The 17,474-nt window shown below is 65.2% G+C and carries 18 protein-coding genes; 6 read left to right on the top strand and 12 right to left on the bottom strand.

Annotated elements, in window-relative coordinates; all coding sequences use genetic code 11:
- Positions 1-187 precede the first annotated feature (187 nt).
- The gene (gene fusA, locus ASD71_RS12985; RefSeq protein WP_056564237.1) at positions 188-2,299 is read left to right on the top strand and encodes an elongation factor G; all 2,112 of its coding nucleotides are present in this window, start codon (positions 188-190) and stop codon (positions 2,297-2,299) included.
- 10 nt (positions 2,300-2,309) lie between these two features.
- On the opposite strand, the gene ASD71_RS12980 is transcribed toward fusA, so the two are convergent.
- Entirely contained in the window at positions 2,310-3,257 is a 948-nt protein-coding gene (locus tag ASD71_RS12980; protein WP_235512124.1) for a DMT family transporter, read from the bottom strand.
- Between the two features lie 244 nt (positions 3,258-3,501).
- On the opposite strand from ASD71_RS12980, the gene ASD71_RS12975 reads away from it, so the two are divergent.
- Entirely contained in the window at positions 3,502-3,972 is a 471-nt protein-coding gene (locus ASD71_RS12975) for an Lrp/AsnC family transcriptional regulator (RefSeq protein ID WP_056564235.1), read from the top strand.
- Between the two features lie 12 nt (positions 3,973-3,984).
- Here the strand turns inward: ASD71_RS12975 and ASD71_RS12970 are convergent, their stop codons facing one another.
- Positions 3,985-4,794, bottom strand: coding sequence for an alpha/beta fold hydrolase (locus tag ASD71_RS12970; protein ID WP_056566867.1), 810 nt, complete (start codon positions 4,792-4,794; stop codon positions 3,985-3,987).
- A gap of 139 nt (positions 4,795-4,933) precedes the next feature.
- Here ASD71_RS12970 and ASD71_RS12965 point away from each other — a divergent pair, with 139 nt between their 5' ends.
- On the top strand, positions 4,934-5,431 hold the full coding sequence (locus ASD71_RS12965) for a YbaK/EbsC family protein (protein ID WP_056564234.1): 498 nt from the start codon (positions 4,934-4,936) through the stop codon (positions 5,429-5,431).
- A gap of 18 nt (positions 5,432-5,449) precedes the next feature.
- Here the strand turns inward: ASD71_RS12965 and ASD71_RS12960 are convergent, their stop codons facing one another.
- From ASD71_RS12960 to ASD71_RS12915, 10 genes are all read right to left on the bottom strand, one after another.
- On the bottom strand, positions 5,450-6,262 hold the full coding sequence (locus ASD71_RS12960; protein ID WP_056564233.1) for an ABC transporter ATP-binding protein: 813 nt from the start codon (positions 6,260-6,262) through the stop codon (positions 5,450-5,452).
- Entirely contained in the window at positions 6,259-7,302 is a 1,044-nt protein-coding gene (locus ASD71_RS12955; RefSeq protein WP_056564230.1) for an iron ABC transporter permease, read from the bottom strand. The genes ASD71_RS12960 and ASD71_RS12955 overlap by 4 nt, the downstream gene beginning before the upstream one ends.
- Positions 7,302-7,991, bottom strand: a complete 690-nt coding sequence (gene ybgF, locus ASD71_RS12950) for a tol-pal system protein YbgF (RefSeq protein ID WP_056564227.1) — start codon at positions 7,989-7,991, stop codon at positions 7,302-7,304. The genes ASD71_RS12955 and ybgF overlap by 1 nt, the downstream gene beginning before the upstream one ends.
- Positions 7,992-8,076: 85 nt before the next feature.
- A complete protein-coding gene (gene pal, locus ASD71_RS12945) occupies positions 8,077-8,577 on the bottom strand; it encodes a peptidoglycan-associated lipoprotein Pal (RefSeq protein ID WP_056564223.1) in 501 nt (166 codons plus the stop codon).
- Positions 8,578-8,608: 31 nt separating this feature from the next.
- Complete coding sequence (tolB, locus tag ASD71_RS12940) at positions 8,609-9,934, bottom strand: Tol-Pal system beta propeller repeat protein TolB (protein ID WP_056564220.1); 1,326 nt, start codon at positions 9,932-9,934, stop codon at positions 8,609-8,611.
- A gap of 16 nt (positions 9,935-9,950) precedes the next feature.
- Entirely contained in the window at positions 9,951-11,117 is a 1,167-nt protein-coding gene (gene tolA / locus ASD71_RS12935) for a cell envelope integrity protein TolA (RefSeq protein WP_056564217.1), read from the bottom strand.
- Positions 11,118-11,156: 39 nt separating this feature from the next.
- Positions 11,157-11,615, bottom strand: a complete 459-nt coding sequence (tolR, locus tag ASD71_RS12930) for a protein TolR (RefSeq protein WP_056564214.1) — start codon at positions 11,613-11,615, stop codon at positions 11,157-11,159.
- Positions 11,615-12,295 carry a protein TolQ gene (gene tolQ, locus ASD71_RS12925; protein ID WP_056564211.1) on the bottom strand — a complete coding sequence of 227 codons (681 nt, stop codon included), beginning with the start codon at positions 12,293-12,295 and terminating at the stop codon, positions 11,615-11,617. Before tolQ ends, tolR begins: the two co-directional genes overlap by 1 nt.
- A gap of 2 nt (positions 12,296-12,297) precedes the next feature.
- Complete coding sequence (gene ybgC / locus ASD71_RS12920) at positions 12,298-12,720, bottom strand: tol-pal system-associated acyl-CoA thioesterase (protein WP_056564208.1); 423 nt, start codon at positions 12,718-12,720, stop codon at positions 12,298-12,300.
- A 58-nt stretch (positions 12,721-12,778) separates the two neighbouring features.
- A complete protein-coding gene (locus ASD71_RS12915) occupies positions 12,779-14,509 on the bottom strand; it encodes a proline--tRNA ligase (protein ID WP_056564205.1) in 1,731 nt (576 codons plus the stop codon).
- Between the two features lie 65 nt (positions 14,510-14,574).
- Between ASD71_RS12915 and ASD71_RS12910 the strand changes: the two genes are divergently transcribed.
- Genes ASD71_RS12910 through ASD71_RS12900 form a run of 3 tightly spaced genes read left to right on the top strand, consistent with a single transcriptional unit; the run spans position 14,575 to position 17,347 of the window.
- Positions 14,575-15,147, top strand: a complete 573-nt coding sequence (locus ASD71_RS12910) for an RNA pyrophosphohydrolase (RefSeq protein ID WP_056327909.1) — start codon at positions 14,575-14,577, stop codon at positions 15,145-15,147.
- Positions 15,128-15,814 carry a response regulator gene (locus tag ASD71_RS12905; protein ID WP_056327910.1) on the top strand — a complete coding sequence of 229 codons (687 nt, stop codon included), beginning with the start codon at positions 15,128-15,130 and terminating at the stop codon, positions 15,812-15,814. The genes ASD71_RS12910 and ASD71_RS12905 overlap by 20 nt, the downstream gene beginning before the upstream one ends.
- A complete protein-coding gene (locus tag ASD71_RS12900) occupies positions 15,815-17,347 on the top strand; it encodes a sensor histidine kinase (RefSeq protein WP_200949393.1) in 1,533 nt (510 codons plus the stop codon).
- The last annotated feature ends 127 nt before the right edge of the window (positions 17,348-17,474 follow it).

Below are 17,474 nucleotides of genomic sequence, written 5' to 3'. Positions count from 1 at the left end.
CCGCTGCATGCGCCACGGCCCCTCCTCGGAGGGGCTTTTTTATGCTCCACGCATTCGCCTATACGTTGGTATGGCAGGGTCAAACTCATTGCCATCGCAAAGACCCTTCGGAAGCCCGTTTCAGGCTTGTATCTTGCCGCACGGCGCGTAATATTTACGCATCTTCATCCAACCGTAGGAAGAGGCCATGACCCGCAAGACGCGCATCGAGCTTTATCGCAATATCGGCATCAGCGCCCATATTGATGCAGGCAAAACGACGACCACCGAGCGCATCCTCTTTTATACCGGCATCACCCACAAGATCGGCGAAGTCCATGACGGCGCCGCAGTGATGGACTGGATGGAGCAGGAGCAGGAACGCGGCATCACCATCACGTCGGCCGCCACCACTGCCTTCTGGAAAGGCATGGCGGGCAACTACCCCGAACACCGCATCAACATCATCGACACGCCGGGCCACGTCGACTTCACCATCGAAGTCGAACGTTCCATGCGCGTGCTGGACGGCGCCGTCATGGTCTATGACGCCGTGGGCGGCGTGCAGCCGCAGTCCGAGACCGTCTGGCGCCAGGCCAATAAGTACAAGGTGCCGCGCCTGGCCTTCGTCAACAAGATGGACCGCGTCGGCGCGGACTTTCTGCGCGTGCAGCGCCAGATCGCCGAACGCCTGAAGGGCGATGCCGTGCCCATCCAGTTGCCGATCGGCGCCGAAGATCACTTTGAAGGCGTGATAGACCTCGTCAAGATGAAAGGCATCATCTGGGACGACGCCAGCCAGGGCGTGAAGTTCCAGTACGTGGACATCCCCGCGGCGATGCAGGACCAGGCGCAGGAATGGCACGACAAGATGGTGGAAAAGGCCGCCGAGGCCAATGAAACTCTGCTTGAAAAATACCTGTCCGGCGAACCCCTGACCGAAGCGGAAATCAAGGAAGGCCTGCGTGCCCGCACGATCGCCAACGAGATCGTGCCGATGCTGTGCGGCAGCGCCTTCAAGAACAAGGGCGTGCAGGCGATGCTGGATGCAGTCATCGACTACATGCCGTCGCCGGTGGACGTTCCCGCCATCAAGGGCCATGACCAGCGCGACAACGAAATCGAGCGCCATCCGACCGACAACGAGCCGTTCTCCGCGCTCGCCTTCAAGATCATGACCGATCCGTTTGTCGGTCAGCTCGTGTTCTTCCGTGTGTATTCCGGCGTGGTGAAATCCGGCGACTCGGTCTACAACCCGATCAAGGAAAAGAAGGAACGCCTCGGCCGCATCCTGCAGATGCACGCCAACGAGCGCCGCGAGATCACCGAAGTCTACGCAGGCGACATCGCCGCGGCCGTGGGCATCAAGGACGTCACCACCGGCGACACGCTGACCGACCCGTCGCACATCATCATCCTAGAACGCATGGTCTTTCCCGAGCCCGTCATCTCGCAAGCCGTCGAGCCCAAGACCAAGGCCGACCAGGAAAAGATGGGTATCGCGCTGGGCCGCCTGGCGCAGGAAGACCCGTCGTTCCGCGTGCGCACCGACGAGGAATCCGGTCAGACCATCATCTCCGGCATGGGCGAGTTGCACCTGGAGATCCTGGTCGACCGCATGAAGCGCGAATTCAACGTGGAAGCCACGGTGGGCAAGCCGCAGGTGGCGTACCGCGAGACCATCCGCAAGACCTGCAACGAGATCGAGGGCAAGTTCGTCAAGCAGTCGGGCGGCCGCGGGCAATATGGCCACGTGGTGCTCAAGCTCGAACCGCAAGAAGCGGGCAAGGGCTATGAGTTCGTCGACGCCATCAAGGGCGGTGTCGTGCCGCGCGAGTTCATTCCGGCGGTGGACAAGGGCATCCGCGAAGCGCTCAATGCCGGCGTGCTGGCGGGGTATCCCGTCGTGGACGTGAAGGCGACGCTGTTCTTCGGCTCGTACCACGACGTCGACTCGAACGAAAACGCCTTCAAGATGGCCGGCTCGATGGCATTCAAGGAAGGCATGCGGCGCGCCGATCCGGTGCTGCTGGAACCCATGATGCAAGTCGAGGTCGAGACGCCCGAGGACTTCACCGGCAACGTCATGGGCGACCTGTCGTCGCGCCGGGGCATGGTGCAGGGCATGGAAGACATCGCGGGCGGCGGCGGCAAGGTCGTGCGCGCCGAAGTGCCGCTGGCCGAGATGTTCGGCTATTCGACGTCGCTGCGGTCGCTGACGCAGGGCCGCGCGACGTACACGATGGAGTTCAAGCACTACGCCGAAGCGCCTCGCCAGGTGGCGCAGGAAATCATGGCGGCCCAGGGCGCGGGCCGCTGATCGCGGTGCTTCAGGCGGCGGCTGCGGCCGCCGCCGGGCGCAACCGCGACGCGGCCAGCTTCACGCCCAGCAGGATCATCGCAAAGCCATACGCATGAAATAGCTGCGGCGCCTCGCCTAGCAGCGGCCATGCCAGCAGCGCCGCGTAGACCGGCACCAGAAACATCGACAGGCCCGCGGTCGCCGGACCGGCCAGACCGATGAGCCGGCCGTACACGTAATAGGCGCCCAGGCTCGGCACCACCGCCAGAAACATCAGCACCGCCGCCAAGCGCGGGTCCGTCCAGGGGGGCGCCATGCCGGCGGCCGCTTCAATGCCCGCAAACGGCGCCAGCGCCAGTGCACCGCCCAGCATCATCGTCGCCAACCGTGCGCTGTCGGGCACCGCCGGCAGGGTCAGGCGCTTTTGCAGCACCGTGTAGAACGCCCAACCGGTGGCCGCCAGCAGCACCCACAGGTCGCCCTGGCCGAACGCCAGCCGGGCCAGCACGTTGACGTCGCCGCGTGTCAGCACCACCAATACGCCGCCCAGCGCCAGCGCCAGGCCGGCCGCGCGCGGCGCGGACAGCGGCTTGCGCCAGATCACCGCTTCCAGCAGCGTCACCAGCAACGGGCTGCATGAAAAGATCAGCGCGATGTTGGTGGCGCTGGTGGTTTGCGCGCCGATGTATTGCGGCGCCACCGCCACGCCCATCCCCAGCACGGCCAGTGGCAGCAACGCCGGCAAGCCGCGCCACAGCGCCCGGCGATGGGCGCGCAAGGCGGGAAGCGCAAAGGGCAGCAGGATCAGGAGGGCGATCAGCCAGCGGCCGAACGCGAGGAAAACGGGGGGAAGGTTGGCGTCGTGGGCCCAGCGGGCCGCCACCATGTTCGAGGCAAATAGCGCCGGCGCGCTGAAGAGCATGACGGCGCCGGACAGGCCGAGACCAGGTTTTGCGGGTGCTGCTGCGTTGGGCATGATTTCCAGCCGCGCGGATCGGCGCGCGGGCGTGCTGCGTGGGAACTGCCGGCGCGCCTGCCGGGTTGTGCCGCAGCAAGAGCGCCGAATCGGGACGCGTGGGATAGGTGCGCGCCTTGGGGAAAGTCTACGTGTCCACGCGCAGAATAGGTTTCCTGATTCACGCCCGTTTGCCGTGATATGAAGAATCTTATTTCTGTAGAATCCGGCTTTGCAGGGATTCTGTCTTCATATGTCGCCAACAATGCCCACATTGCCCAAACTCGACGAAACCGACCGCAAGATCCTGCGCGCGCTGCGCGCGGACGGGCGGCTGACGAACCTGAAGCTGGCCGAAACGGTTGGCCTGTCACCCACCCCGTGCTGGAACCGCGTCAAGGCGTTGGAAGAGGCGGGCGTTATCGAAGGCTATGCGGCCTTGCTGAACCAGAAGGCGCTGGGGCTTCCGGACACGGTGATGATCGAGGTCACGCTGGAGCACCACGACGACGATACGCTGGCGCGCTTTGGCGAAGAGATCAGCCGCCTGCCTGAAGTCGTCGAGGCGTTTCTGGTGACGGGCGAGTACGACTACCTCATCAAGGTCGCCGTGGCGGGAACGGAGGGCTACGAGGAATTCCTGCGCAAGCGTCTGTACAAGTTGCGCGGCGTGCGGCACAGCCGCTCCACCTTTGTGCTGCGCCGCTTGAAGCACACCCCGTCTGTCGAACCCTGACGGGATCGCGAATCAGCCGCCGATGAATTCCTGGACGGCGCCATTGAAGGCGCGCGGATTGCCCAGGTTCATGCCGTGCGAGGAACCCACGATGTCCACACGCCGGGCTTGCGGCAGCCACTGCGCCAGCGCGTCCAGCACGGCCGGATAGGGCGCCGGGCTGAGCGCGCCGCCGATCAGCAGGACCGGCATCGTCAGGCTGCCGATCTGCCCGGGCGTCAAGGTGTCAGGCTGCTCGTCCACCTGACCGAAGAGCGTGCCCACGTTGTCACGCACCATCTCCTTGAACCACGGCACCATGCGCTGCCAGGTGTCGGGTCCGGTCACGGTATCCACGAACAGGGCCAGCCCTTCTTCGATGTCACCTTGCCGGATGAGCGTCAGGGCGCGCTGGCGAAAGCCGCCGCGTTCATCTCTGCAACCCGGCAACGGCAGGCCGGGGTCGGCAAGGGTAAGACTGCGCAGCGAGTCGGGCTGACGCAGCGCGGCTTCCAGTGCGACGCGGCCGCCGCGCGAATGGCCCACCAGATGGGCCGGGCCACCGGCCACCGTGTCGATGAATTCGAGCACGTCGCTGGCGTGCTGCTCGACCGAAAAGCCGCCGCCTTCGCCGTCCCAGGTTTCGGGCCAATACCGGCGCAGGCACACGGCCAGCACCCGGAACGAACGCCCCAGTGGCGCCATCTGCGACTTCCAGTAGCGGGCGTCGGACAGCGAGCCATGCACCAGCACCAGTGGCGTGCCGCTGCCGTACTCGGTGTAGGACATGGCGTAACCGCCGACGGACGCGGTTTGAAGGGGCAGAACGGGTTCGGAACGCATGGAGATCGGGACGTGGAGCCAGGCCCGCATTCTAGCCCGGCACAGCGCTGCGGCGGGCGTGCCGGACGCTGATACACTCGTCTGCGGCGCGCCGGCGCAAGTCCGCCCGCGCCTGTTTTCTTGAACGGAGTTCTTAACGATGTCGCCAGAATCCATCGCCGCTTTGCCGGAATCCGCCCAGCGCGTTGCGCGCCTGCTGGTGGACATGGGGCACGACAAACCCGTCGTGGTGCTGCCCCAGTCGGGCAAGACCTCGGCGGAAGCGGCTGCGGGCCTGGGCTGCGAAGTCGCCCAGATCGCCAAGTCCATCATCTTTCGCCGCGCCACCGACGACGCGCCGGTGCTCGTCATTGCCAGCGGCGCCAATCGCGTTGACGAAGCCAAGGTGGCCGCGCAGGTCGGCCCGCTGGCCAAGGCCGATGCGCGTTTCGTGCGCGACATGACCGGCTACGCCATCGGCGGCGTCTGCCCCATCGGCCACGCGGTCAAGCCCGTGATGCTGCTGGACGCGGATCTCTTCAATTACGAAAGTCTGTGGGCGGCCGCCGGCCATCCGCACACCGTGTTCAACCTGTCGCCGGCCCAGTTGGCGGACATGACCGGCGCGCCGGTCGCGGACGTGGCGCTGCGGGCCTGAACTCCCGGCCCGCCCCTGTCAGCCGGGGTGCGCCTGCAGTCCGTCGATCAGCACCTGCCGCCGGCCTTGCGAGCACGGCTCCACCCGCGCCTCCACGCCATAGACGGCCGCCAGGGAATCCGGCGTAATGACGTCCGCCGGCGCGCCCGCGGCGTGCAGACGTCCCTCGTGAATCATTACTGCCTGGTCCGCATGCTGCAGGGCCACGTTCAGGTCGTGCAGAACGATCAGGCTGATGAGGCCATGCTCGCGCGTCTCCTGGCGAAGCAGACGCATGACGTGGAACTGGTAGTTCAAATCCAGAGCCGATAGCGGCTCGTCCAGCAGCAGCACGCGCGGGTGGCGGATCAGCGCCTGCGCCAGGCCCACCAGTTGTTTCTGCCCGCCGGACAGCGCGTCCAGGTAGTGCAGTGCCAGATGCGCGATGCCCAGCCGCGCCAGCAGTTGGTCGATGGCCTGCAGATCCACGGGACCCGCCGCCGCGTCGCTGGCGCGCGCCGCCACCAGCACCGACTCGAACACTCGCAGGTGCACCGCCGCGGGAAGGCTCTGGGGCAGATACACCACGTGGCGCGCGCGCTCGCCGTGGTCCAGCCGGGTCAGGTCCAGGCCGTCCAGCGCGGCGCTTCCCGTCCGGGGCCGAACCAGGCCCGCCAACGCCTTCAGCAATGTCGACTTGCCGCTTCCATTAGGACCGAGCAGTGCCGTCACCTCGCCCGCGGCAAGCGCAGGGATAGACAGGTCGTGCAGGACGTCCTCGCGCCCGTAGCCGGCCGTCAGCGCGTGCACCGCCAGTCCGGAAGATTTGGTCGAATGTGCCGATGCTGTCATGGCAATTGCCTGCGCAGCACGACGGAAACGAAGAACGGAATGCCGACCAATGCGGTCACGATGCCCACGGGCACGACCACGCCCGGCATCAGATTCTTGGACGCGATGGACGCCAGCGACAGGATCACCGCGCCCACCAGGGCGCTGCCCGGCAGATAAAAACGGTGGTCCTCGCCGAACAGCCGGCGTGCAATGTGCGGCGCCACCAGCCCGATGAAGCCGATGGTCCCGACAAAGGCCACGGCCAGCGCGGACAGCAGGCTCACGCGCGCCAGCGCCGACACCCGCACGCGGCGCACGTCCACACCGAAGCTCGCGGCGCGGTCCTCGCCCAATCGCAAGGCGGTCAGCTTCCAGGATTGCCGCATGGCCAGCGGCAGCGCCACCGCGAACGCCAGCGCCAGCACGCCCACGGTCGTCCAGCTTGAACGCGCCAGGCTGCCCATCGTCCAGAACACCAGGTTCTGCAAGGCTTCGGCGCTGGCGGTGAACTGCACCAGCGACACCAGCGCATTGAAGGTGAACACCATGGCGATGCCGAACAGCACGACGCCAGAGGTATTCATGCCGCCCCACCGGGCCACCGCATCGAGCAGCAGTGCCGCCAGCAGGGCAAACAGGAAAGCGTTGGCGGCAATCAGCCAGCCGGCGGGAATGCCCGGCAGCCCGAACTGAAGCACGATCGCCAGCGACGCGCCAAACGCCGCCGCCGACGACACGCCCAGGGTGAACGGGCTGGCGAGGGGATTGTTCAGGATCGTCTGCATCTCGGCGCCCGCAAGGCCCAGCGCCATGCCCACCAACGCGGCCATCAGCGCGGACGGCAGGCGGATGTCCCAGACGATCACGCGGTAGGTCGGATCGGCGTCGGCCGGCCCGACCAGCGTCTGCCAGAGCGCGCGCCAGGGCAGGCCGGACGGGCCCACGGTGAAATCGATCAGCAGCGCAAACAGAATCGCCGCCAGCAGCAGGGCGATAAGCCCCGCCCGGCGGCGAAGAATGTGGCGGTAAGCGCCTGCCGCGCTTGCGGCGTGCCGCATTACTGCAGCAGTTGCAGCCGGCTCTTGGCCGTGGTGGCGGCCGGCGTGGTCGGGTAGTCGCGCACGATGCGCTGCAAGGTGGTCTTGGCGCCGGCGCGGTTGTTCAGTTCGATCTGGCTGCCGGCAATGATCAGCAGCGCGTCGGGCGCACGGGCGTTATCCGGCGACTTCTGGACCATGGCGTTCAGTTGCTCGATGGTGCCCTTGAAGTCCTTCAGTGCATAGCGGCTGCTGCCCTGGTAGAACTGGGCGCTGGGCGCAAGCTGGCTGTTGGGATAGAGCGCGGTAAAGGCGGCGAGCGATTCGGCCGCCTCCTTGTATTGGCCCTTGCGGAACAGGTCCATCGCGCCGTCATAGGCAGTCTGTTCCTGGGGATCGCCGGCGGAGGCGCCCGGGGGATTGGCGCTGCCCGGCGCGGTGCCCGGCTTGGCGCTCGGTTGCTGGCGCGACACCAGTTCAAGCTGGTCGCGCAGTTGGGCGATTTCCTGCTGCAACGACTGGATCTGGTCGGCCAGTTGCAGCTTGGCGCGTTGGCTTTGCTCGTTCTGCTGCTGCACCTGCTGGCGCAAATCCAGGATGGCCTTGCGGGCTTCATCGTCGGAAAAAGCGTGAGCGGGGGCCGTAAGGGCGGCAAGCGCCAGGCCAGTGGCCACAATCAGGGGACGCAGGGACAGAACGTAATCGCGCATGAATATTCCCGGGTATAAAAACAAACGTCGGGACGGCCGGCTGGCCGTCCCGACGCGAGGTAGGGCTCCAGACTAAGCGAAAAGCTTAACGCAGATAGTTGATATCGGCGCGGCGGTTTTCGGCAAAGTCGGCTTCAGTCGTACCCGTCGAGCGCGGCTTTTCCTTGCCGAAGCTGATGGTTTCGATCTGGTTGTCGCTGACGCCCAGCAGGGTCATCATGCGACGCACGGCGTCGGCACGACGCTGGCCGAGGGCCAGGTTGTACTCAGCACCGCCGCGTTCGTCGGTGTTGCCTTCGATCTTGATCTTTTGCTGTTGGTGCGAGGCCAGGTACTTGGCATGGGTTTCGACCAGGCCACGGTATTGGTCCGACACGGTGTAGCTGTCGAAATCAAAGTACACCGAGCGCTGTTGCGCCAGGATGCTTTGGGGGTTGAAAGGATCAAGGATTTGGCCAGAGGCCGAAGATCCTTGGCCAGCGCCTCCACCCTGACCCGCTTTATCGTCGAGAGGGACGGAGCTGCAAGCTGCCAGGGCGGCAGCCAGAGCGGCGATGGTTAGGCTTTTGGCAATGCGCGACTTCATGATAGTTCCTTTGCAAAGAGAGTCACACGTGTTATCGGGTAATGAATGGGCCCCAAGTCGGTTCACGTATTTCCCCGTTCAGTACCGAAAGCGTCTGTCGTACGCGTCCATCGCTCGACACGCCTGCAAGCACGCTACGGCCATTTTGGATGGCGGCGTAGAGCACTTGCATGCCGTTGGGCGCAAAGCTGGGAGACTGATCGTCACGACCATCAGTCAGCAATGCTTCGGAACCAGTGGACAAGTTCAGGGATGCGATTCGAAACGCGCCGTCTCGTCTTGCAACGTACAGCAGCGTCGATCCATCGGGGGAAATTCGGGGTGAAATGTTGTAACCACCATTAAACGTGAGACGGCGTGCTTCGCCGCCTGTCGAGCCGGTCTGATAGATTTGCGGCCCGCCGCTGCGGTCACTCGTAAAGATAATGGAAGCGCCGTCGGGCGTAAAGCTCGGCTCGGTGTCAATCCCGGGAGAACGCGTAACTCGGCTCGGATTCGAGCCATCGGCCGCATTAACGACGTAAATTTGCGACAAACCGTCACGCGTCAGGGCCACGGCGAGCTTGCTGCCATCAGGCGACCAACCGGGGGCGCTGTTGTTGCCCTTGAAGTTGGCGACCGGTGCGCGGGCGCTGGTGGCCAGCGTGTGCACGTAGACGACGGGCTTGCCGGACTCGAAGCTCACGTAGGCCAGCTTGGCGCCATCGGGCGACCAGGACGGCGAAATGATCGGCTCGCGCGAGCGCAGGGCAACCTGCGGATTCTGGCCGTCGGCGTCAGCCACCTGCAGTTCGTAGGTGGAGCCTTTCTTCAGCACGTACGCGATACGGGTCGAGAACACGCCGCGAACGCCGGTGATCTTTTCGTAGATGCGGTCGGCGATCTGGTGGGCCACGCGGCGCAGTTCCTGCTCGGTGCCCGAGAAGGCCACGCCGTCCAGTTGCGACTTCTTGACCGTGTCGGCCAGGCGGTAGCGCACGTCGTAGCGGCCATCAGCCCCGCGGGTGATGCTGCCGTAGGCGATGAAGTCGGCGCCCTTGCCGCGCCAATCGTCGTGGGCGATCGGGGAATCGACGTTCAGGCCGGAGCCGGCTGCGTTGATCAGGCGGAACTGGCCGGTGCGGGTGAGGTCGGCGCGGATGACTTCGGCCAGCGCGCGGCCGTGGGTGTCGTCAACGGCGAAGTCGGCGATGGCCACCGGATATTGGGTGGCGCCGGTGCCGGAGATGTCGACACGCAGCTGTGCGTGGGCGGGCTTCATGGCCATCAGGCAGGCAAGCGCCACCATCAGCAGTCCGATTCCATACGCTCTCCAGAGCGCGAGAGTGGGTACTCGTCGACTATAAGCGGGAGTCATGTTCGTCAATCTCCTGTCAGTCATACATTCTGTAGACAACGTCAATAATGGGTTCGTAGCGGCCCGTCGAGGGCTTCGGGAAAGGATTGCAACGGCGGATACCCGTCTCGACCGCGCGGTCGAAACCGGAGTTGCCAGAAGAACTGGTCAACGTAACGCCATTCACCTTCCCGTCAGAACCTAACTGTACCCGGTATTGCGCGGTCGGATTCCCCGAGCCGCTGCGGGGCGGGGGCGGATACGCCACCCCGGGTTGCACGCAGGCGCGGACCTTGGCGCCATAGCCGCTGTCGCGTCCGCCGCCAGCCTGGTTGCGGTCGGCGGTGCCGCCAGGAATGCCGGCTGCGCCTAGGGCGTCGTTGCGGAACGCGTCCTTCAGCGCCTTGTCGGCGGCAGCCTTTTTGGCAGCCGCAGCCTTCTCGGCGGCAGCCTTTTCCGCAGCCGCCTTCTCAGCAGCGGCCTTCTCGGCAGCGGCCTTTTCGGTGGCGGCCTTCTCAGCAGCCGCCTTCTTGGCGGCGTCTTCCTTGGCCTTCTTCTCGGCAGTCGCCTTCTCAGCAGCGGCCTTTTCAGCGGCGGCTTTCTCAGCGGCGGCTTTCTCAGCGGCCTTCTCGGCGGCAGCTTTCTCGGCGGCCGCCTTTTGGGCGGCAGCCTTTTCAGCCGCGGCCTTCTCGGCGGCCTGGCGTTCTTGCTCGAGGCGTTTCTTTTCCTTCAGTTCGGCCTGCTTGCGCTCTTCCTCGAGGCGCGCCTTTTCTTTGGCGGCCTCGGCGGCTTCGCGTGCCTTCTCTTCCTGCTCGCGCTTCTTCTTGGCTTCCTGGATGGCGATCTCGGGATCGACTTCCTCGGTCTTGGCCTGAACCTGCGGTTCGGGCTCGGGCGGCGGCGGCGGGGGCGGCGGAGGAGGCGGCTCGGGCGTCTTTTCCGGCTCCGGCTCGGGCTGGGGCTTGGGTTGCGGCTTGGGCGGTTCGGGTTGCGGCGTGGGCGGCGGCGAGACGGGCGAATTGCCGTCTGCCCAGAGTTGCACCTGGACGGGGCCAGGGTTCTCGGTATGCCAGTTCACGCCAAAGATCAGGGCAACCAGCAGCAGCAGGTGCACCGCCACAGCCAGAATCATCGAATTCCGGTTGTCGTTGTTGGGCGGGGTGGCCGGCGGGCCGCTGCGGTGTCGAATTATGGGTGGCGTCATGTGCGGTGCATGCCGGCCGGGCCGGCAAAGGGCGGCGCGTTAGCGTTTCTTGGCGGTGGCGGGCTGGGAGGCGGCGCCGGACTGGTCCACCAGCAGGCCCAGGCGGGTGATGCCGTTGGTGCGCAGCTCGTCCATGACCTTCACGACCGTCTCGTAGGGCACCTTGCCGTCGGCGGCGATCACCACTGGCGTTTCCGCGGTAATGCGCGAACGCACTTGCGCGACCAGTTCGGTGCGCGCGATGTCCTGCATGGTGGCGCCGGCTTCGCGCATGCGCAGCGCGATCTTGCCGTCTTCTGAAATCTGGACTTCCAGGGGCTTGACCGGCACGTCGGAGGCGGCGCCCACCGACGGAAGCTGGATCAGCCCGGGCGTGATCAGGGGCGCGGTCACCATGAAGATGACCAGCAGCACCAGCATGACGTCGATGTACGGCACCACGTTGATGTCGGCCTTCATGCGGCGGCCGGACCTGCCGCGCGAGCTCACCGAGGGCATTAGCGCACCTGCCGTTGCAGAATGTTCAGGAATTCATCGACGAAGCTGTCGAAGCGGATCGAAATGCGGTCGATGTCATTCGTGAAGCGGTTGTAGGCAACCACGGCCGGGATGGCGGCGAACAGGCCGATCGCGGTGGCGATCAGCGCCTCGGCAATGCCTGGGGCCACCGAGGCCAGCGTGGCCTGCTGCATGTTCGACAGGCCGATGAAGGCGTGCATGATGCCCCAGACCGTGCCCAGCAGGCCGATGTACGGGGACACCGAGCCGGCGGACGCCAGGAAGTTGAGATGGGATTCCAGCGAGTCCATTTCGCGCTGGTAAGCGGCGCGCATTGCACGGCGCGGACCGTCCAGCACGGCCGTGGCGTCGCCGCTGGCGTTCCCGCGGCGGGCCTTCAGGAATTCGGTCATGCCGGCATCGAAGATGCGGGCAAGGGCGCCTTGCTCGTCGCGGCGCGAGGCCACGGCCTGTTGCAGCATCGACAGGTCGCCGCCCGACCAGAAGTCGTCTTCGAAGCGGCGCGTCTGGTCATGCGCCCGTTTGATGGCCATGCGCTTGGCGAAGATATAGGTCCAGGACATGATCGAGATGCCCAACAGCATCAGCATGATCAGCTGGACCGGCACGCTGGCGTGCGAAATCAGCGAAAGCAACGACATGTCGTTGGTGACTTGCATGGTTATTCCTGAATGAATTCCAGTTTTGCGCGAATGTCAGCCGGCAACTCCGCCGGCCGCATGTGAACGGCATCGACGCAACAGACTTGGATGTTGCCTTCGGCAAGCAGTTCCCCGTTGCGCTCCGCGCGCTGCGCGAAGTGTATCGAAGCGCGGCCCAGTTTGGTGACTCGGCTGCGTATGGTAAGCAAATCGTCCAGTCTGGCCGGTTTGCGGTAGGACATGTCCAAGGCGCGGACAACGAACAGCCGTTGCTCGCTGGCGGCCAGTCCGGACTGGTTGACGCCAAGGTCCCGCAGCCATTCGGTGCGGGCCCGCTCCAGGAATTTCAAGTAGTTGGCGTAGAAAACCACCCCGCCGGCATCCGTGTCTTCATAGTAGACGCGGACTTGCAGGGTGGATTCGGCGGACTTCGGGTCGGTCACGTTACTCAAATGATGATGGTGCAGATCGGGACGCGGGAAGTCCGTAGCAACTATAGGGTTAGAGCGTGTCGAGCTTGGTCAGCACGGCCTCAAGCGCGGACTCTACCGGAATCTTGGCCGCTTCGGTTTCCCGACGGGCCTGCAATTCCACCACACCATCGTTCAGGCCGCGTTCTCCAACTGTTACACGCAGCGGCGCACCGATCAATTCCCACTCGGCAAACATGACGCCGGGACGGGCATCACGGTCGTCCAGCACCACATCGACGCCGCGCGCCAGCAGGGATTCATAGAGCTTTTGGGCGGTGTCACGCACCGTTTCACTTTTGCCCCAGCCCACCGGGCAGATCACGACCTCGAACGGCGCGAGCGCACGGGGCCAGATGATGCCGCGCGCGTCGTGGTTCTGCTCGATGGCGGCGCCCACGATGCGGGTCACGCCGATGCCGTAGCAGCCCATTTCCAGCACGGCCGGCTTGCCGGTTTCATCCAGGAACGTGGCCTTCAGGGCTTCGGAGTATTTCTTGCCCAGGTAGAAGACGTGGCCCACTTCGATGCCGCGCTGGATCGACAGCGTGCCCTTGCCGTCGGGCGAGGGGTCTCCGGCGACCACGTTGCGCAGGTCGGCAACGAGTTCGGGCTCGGGCAGGTCGCGGCCCCAGTTCACGCCCTGGGTGTGGAAATCTTCGCGGTTGGCGCCGCACACGAAATCGGCCATGTTGGCCACGGTGCGGTCGGCGATCACGTGGACCGGCTTGGCCGTCTTGACCGGGCCCAGGTAGCCGGGCTTGCAGCCGAAGTGCTCGACGATCTCGGTTTCGGTGGCAAAGCGGAAGCCCGCCAGGCCCGGCAGCTTGCCCGCCTTGATTTCATTCAGTTCATGGTCGCCGCGCAGCAGGAGCAGCCAGATGTCGACCTTGCCCTTTTCGCCATCGGTCGCCAGGACGATCGACTTGATCGTGCGTTCCAGCGCAATGCCCAGCAGCTTGGCCACGTCCTCGCACTTGGCGGCGCCGGGCGTCGCAACGTCTTCCATCGCCTGGGCGGCGGCCGCGCGGATCGGGTACAGGCTGGGCGCCTCGGCCAACTCGATGTTGGCGGCGTAGTCCGAGTCTGCGTTGTAGACCAGCAGGTCTTCGCCCGTGTCGGCGATCACCTGGAACTCGTGGCTGCGCGTGCCGCCGATGGAGCCCGTGTCGGCCGCCACCGCGCGGAACTCCAGGCCCAGGCGGCCGAAGATGCGCATGTAGGCGGCGAACATGGTGTCGTAGCTCTGCTGGGCGCCGGCTTCGTCGCGGTCGAAGGAGTACGCATCCTTCATCGTGAACTCGCGTCCGCGCATCAGGCCGAAGCGCGGACGGCGCTCGTCCCGGAACTTGGTCTGAATGTGATAGAAGTTCAGCGGCAACTGGCGGTAGCTGTGGATTTCATTGCGCGCGATGTCCGTGATGACTTCCTCGGACGTCGGCTGCAGCACGAAATCGCGCTGGTGCCGATCCTTGATGCGCAGCAGTTCGGCGCCGTATTGCTCCCAGCGGCCGGATTCCTGCCAGAGTTCGGCCGGCTGCACCACGGGCATCAGCAATTCGATGGCGCCCGCCGCGTTCATTTCTTCGCGGATGATCGCCTCGACCTTGCGGATGACCTTCAGGCCCAGCGGCATGTAGGTGTAGATGCCGCCCGCGAGCTTGCGGATCATCCCGGCGCGGGTCATCAGCTGGTGGCTGGCGACTTCCGCTTCGGACGGGGCTTCTTTGAGGGTGTTGATGTGGTAGTTGGATGCGCGCATGTTTAAAGGTGGCAGCAGATACGTATAATCGACCGTAATTGTATTGAATTCGGTGGGGGTGGCCCATGCTTGACCGCGAAGGCTACCGCCCCAATGTCGGCATCATTCTCGTCAACACTAGAAACGAGGTCTTTTGGGGCAAGCGTATCAGGGAACATGCGTGGCAGTTCCCCCAGGGCGGCATCAAGTATGGCGAAAGCCCGGTGCAGGCCATGTATCGCGAACTCCATGAAGAAGTGGGCCTGAAGCCCGAGCATGTCCGTATTTTGGGGCGTACACGCGATTGGTTACGTTATAACGTGCCCGATCACTTTGTCCGGCGTGAGTGGCGTGGCCACTATAAAGGACAAAAACAGATTTGGTTCTTGTTGCGCCTGGTGGGACGTGACAGTGATGTTTGCTTGCGCGCGACGCAGCATCCGGAATTCGACGCCTGGCGCTGGAGCCAGTACTGGGTTCCGCTGGATGCTGTCATCGAGTTCAAGCGAGACGTCTATACCCAGGCGTTGAACGAGTTGTCGGCTATCCTCTTTCGGCGCCATCACGAGACCCGCTACCTGCGCCAACGGGTGCATGGTCAGCGGGCAGCAGAGAATTTGCCCGAAGGAACGGACGGTCATGCGCATATTGTTGGTTGAAGACGAACGGGACATGGCGTCCTGGCTGATGCGCGCGCTCGCCCAGAGCGGATTCGTGCCCGATCACGCGGCAGACGCGCGCACGGCCGAAGCCTTCATGGCGGGCACCGAATACGATGCCATCGTCATGGACTTGCGCCTGCCCGACAAGCATGGCCTCGTCGTCCTCCGAGAAATGCGCAACCGCGACGACCGCACGCCCGTCCTGCTCCTGACCGCGCAGGGCGCGCTGCAGGATCGCGTGCGCGGCCTGAATCTCGGCGCCGACGACTTCCTGACCAAACCCTTCGCGCTCGAAGAACTCGAAGCCCGTCTGACGGCGCTTGTGCGCCGCAGCCGCGGCCGCCAGCATCCGCGCCTGCAATGCGGCTCCCTGTCCTACGACAGCGAAAGCCGTGCGTTCACGCTGGATGGATCGCTGCTGTTCCTGACTCCGCGCGAACACGCCGCCCTGGCGGCGCTGCTGACGCGCAGCGGCTATCCGGTGGATAAGTCGCAGTTGTTCGGCAAGGTCTTCACGCACGACAGCGAAGCCAATCCGGACGCCATCGAGGTCGTGCTGCACCGCCTGCGCAAGAAGCTGGCCGGCAGCGACGTGCGCATCGTGACCGTGCGCGGGCTGGGCTACATGCTGGAAAGCGTCGCCAGCGAGTCCGCGGAACCCTAAGTGAGCCTGCGGATACCCGGACTGCCGCGCGTCGGCATCCGCGCGCTTCTCATCATTCTGCTGCTGCCCGGCGTGGTGGTGCTGCTCGTTATCGACAGCCTGAACGACTACCGCACCCTGGCCGAGATCACCAACGAAGCCTACGACAGCGCCTTGGTCGAACCAGCGCGCGTGCTGGAAAGCAGCCTGGAATTCACGCCCGACGGCAACTTGCAGGTGGCCACGCCGCTGTACGCGCAGGTCATGCTCGAATCGCGGGCGGGCCTGCGCAAGTATTTCCGCATCGAGGAAATCGATCCGCCCCTGCCCGACGGTGCGGCCGTGCCGCCGGCGCAGGGCAAGACGCTGCTCGGCATGCCGGAGATGCCGCGCCCGCCGTCCTGGCCCCGGTCCAACGGCCAACCCATCTTCTACGACAGCGTGTACCGCAACGACCCCGTGCGCGTCGTGTCGGTCGTGCGGGATCTCTATTACCAGGGCCAGCATCGCCAGGTGCTCGTCGTCGTGGCCGAAAGCACCGGCAAGCGCATCGAGGCCGAGAACAACGCGCGGCGCCAGGAAATCCTGCGCGATTCGCGGATGCTGGCGCTGGTCGTGCTGCTGGTCTGGTGGGGCGTGTCCTGGGCCCTGAAGCCGCTGCGCCGGCTGCAGGCCGACATCCGCGCACGCCGGCCCGACGACCTGACGCCGCTGGACGCCTCGCGCGTACCCAGCGAAGTCGCACCGCTCGTCGAAGCCGTCAATCACCACATTGCCCGCTACCGGCGGGTGCTGGACGAACAATCCAACTTCCTTGCCGACGCCTCGCATCAATTGCGCACGCCGCTCGCCATCATGTTGACGCAGGCCCAGTACACCCTGCGGGAACGCGATCCTACGCGGGTGCGCGAAGGACTGCGCGCCATCGTCGACCAGCTCGGGCGCACGCGCCGGCTGACCGAGCAGCTGCTGTCTCTGGCGCACGCCCACCAGGCCGGCCAAACCCCGCGCCAATTGCTCGACATGAACGCCGTGTCGCGCGAAGTCGTGCTGCAGTACCTGCCGCTGGCGCACGAAAAGCAGCAGGACCTGGGCTGGGTGCAGGCCGACCCGGAAGACGGCCAGGACACGCCGGTGCCGGTGTCCGGCAACGAGGCCGAACTGCACGAGGCCCTGTCCAATCTCGTGCACAACGCCATCCATTACGCACCCATCGGCGCGCGCATCACGGTTTCCGTGTGCCGCACCGACAGCCGCGTCCAGGTCTCCGTATCCGACAACGGGCCCGGCCTGGAGCCCGTTATGCGCACGCGCGCATTCACGCGTTTCGAGCGCGTGGGCATGGACAAGCCGGTGACCTCCTCCGGTTCCGGCCTGGGTCTGGGCATCGCACGCGCCTATGCCCGGCGCAACGAAGGCGACATCGAACTGCGCGATGGCGAGCCCAACGACCAGGGCGGCGTCGGCCTCGCGTCGGTGCTGTGGCTGCCGCTGGCGCCCACCGTGTCGCAGTACCCGCGCCCCGCCGAGGTCCAGCTCAAGGGCGACCAATAATTGGGTGATGAATAAGAAGGCGCTTCACAACGCGGCTACTTATTCATCGCTCCTTCTTCAAGGCCCGCGTCTTCACTGCCCGCTTTTTTCGCGCACACCGCGCCTGCCGATCAGGGATAACCCCCGG

The organism is Achromobacter sp. Root565 (genome assembly GCF_001427425.1).
Taxonomy (GTDB): domain Bacteria; phylum Pseudomonadota; class Gammaproteobacteria; order Burkholderiales; family Burkholderiaceae_B; genus Achromobacter; species Achromobacter spanius_D.
The sequence above is the reverse complement of the archived record's forward strand: the minus strand, read 5'-3'. Positions and strand labels throughout refer to the sequence as shown.

Excerpts from the sequence above, each read along its gene's own strand:
- fusA (WP_056564237.1), top strand. The coding sequence starts at position 188 with ATGACCCGCAAGACGCGCATCGAGCTTTATCGCAATATCGGCATCAGC.
- ASD71_RS12980 (WP_235512124.1), bottom strand. The coding sequence starts at position 3,257 with ATGCCCAACGCAGCAGCACCCGCAAAACCTGGTCTCGGCCTGTCCGGC.
- ASD71_RS12975 (WP_056564235.1), top strand. The coding sequence starts at position 3,502 with ATGCCCACATTGCCCAAACTCGACGAAACCGACCGCAAGATCCTGCGC.
- ASD71_RS12970 (WP_056566867.1), bottom strand. The coding sequence starts at position 4,794 with ATGCGTTCCGAACCCGTTCTGCCCCTTCAAACCGCGTCCGTCGGCGGT.
- ASD71_RS12965 (WP_056564234.1), top strand. The coding sequence starts at position 4,934 with ATGTCGCCAGAATCCATCGCCGCTTTGCCGGAATCCGCCCAGCGCGTT.
- ASD71_RS12960 (WP_056564233.1), bottom strand. The coding sequence starts at position 6,262 with ATGACAGCATCGGCACATTCGACCAAATCTTCCGGACTGGCGGTGCAC.
- ASD71_RS12955 (WP_056564230.1), bottom strand. The coding sequence starts at position 7,302 with ATGCGGCACGCCGCAAGCGCGGCAGGCGCTTACCGCCACATTCTTCGC.
- ybgF (WP_056564227.1), bottom strand. The coding sequence starts at position 7,991 with ATGCGCGATTACGTTCTGTCCCTGCGTCCCCTGATTGTGGCCACTGGC.
- pal (WP_056564223.1), bottom strand. The coding sequence starts at position 8,577 with ATGAAGTCGCGCATTGCCAAAAGCCTAACCATCGCCGCTCTGGCTGCC.
- tolB (WP_056564220.1), bottom strand. The coding sequence starts at position 9,934 with ATGACTCCCGCTTATAGTCGACGAGTACCCACTCTCGCGCTCTGGAGA.
- tolA (WP_056564217.1), bottom strand. The coding sequence starts at position 11,117 with ATGACGCCACCCATAATTCGACACCGCAGCGGCCCGCCGGCCACCCCG.
- tolR (WP_056564214.1), bottom strand. The coding sequence starts at position 11,615 with ATGCCCTCGGTGAGCTCGCGCGGCAGGTCCGGCCGCCGCATGAAGGCC.
- tolQ (WP_056564211.1), bottom strand. The coding sequence starts at position 12,295 with ATGCAAGTCACCAACGACATGTCGTTGCTTTCGCTGATTTCGCACGCC.
- ASD71_RS12915 (WP_056564205.1), bottom strand. The coding sequence starts at position 14,509 with ATGCGCGCATCCAACTACCACATCAACACCCTCAAAGAAGCCCCGTCC.
- ASD71_RS12910 (WP_056327909.1), top strand. The coding sequence starts at position 14,575 with ATGCTTGACCGCGAAGGCTACCGCCCCAATGTCGGCATCATTCTCGTC.
- ASD71_RS12905 (WP_056327910.1), top strand. The coding sequence starts at position 15,128 with ATGCGCATATTGTTGGTTGAAGACGAACGGGACATGGCGTCCTGGCTG.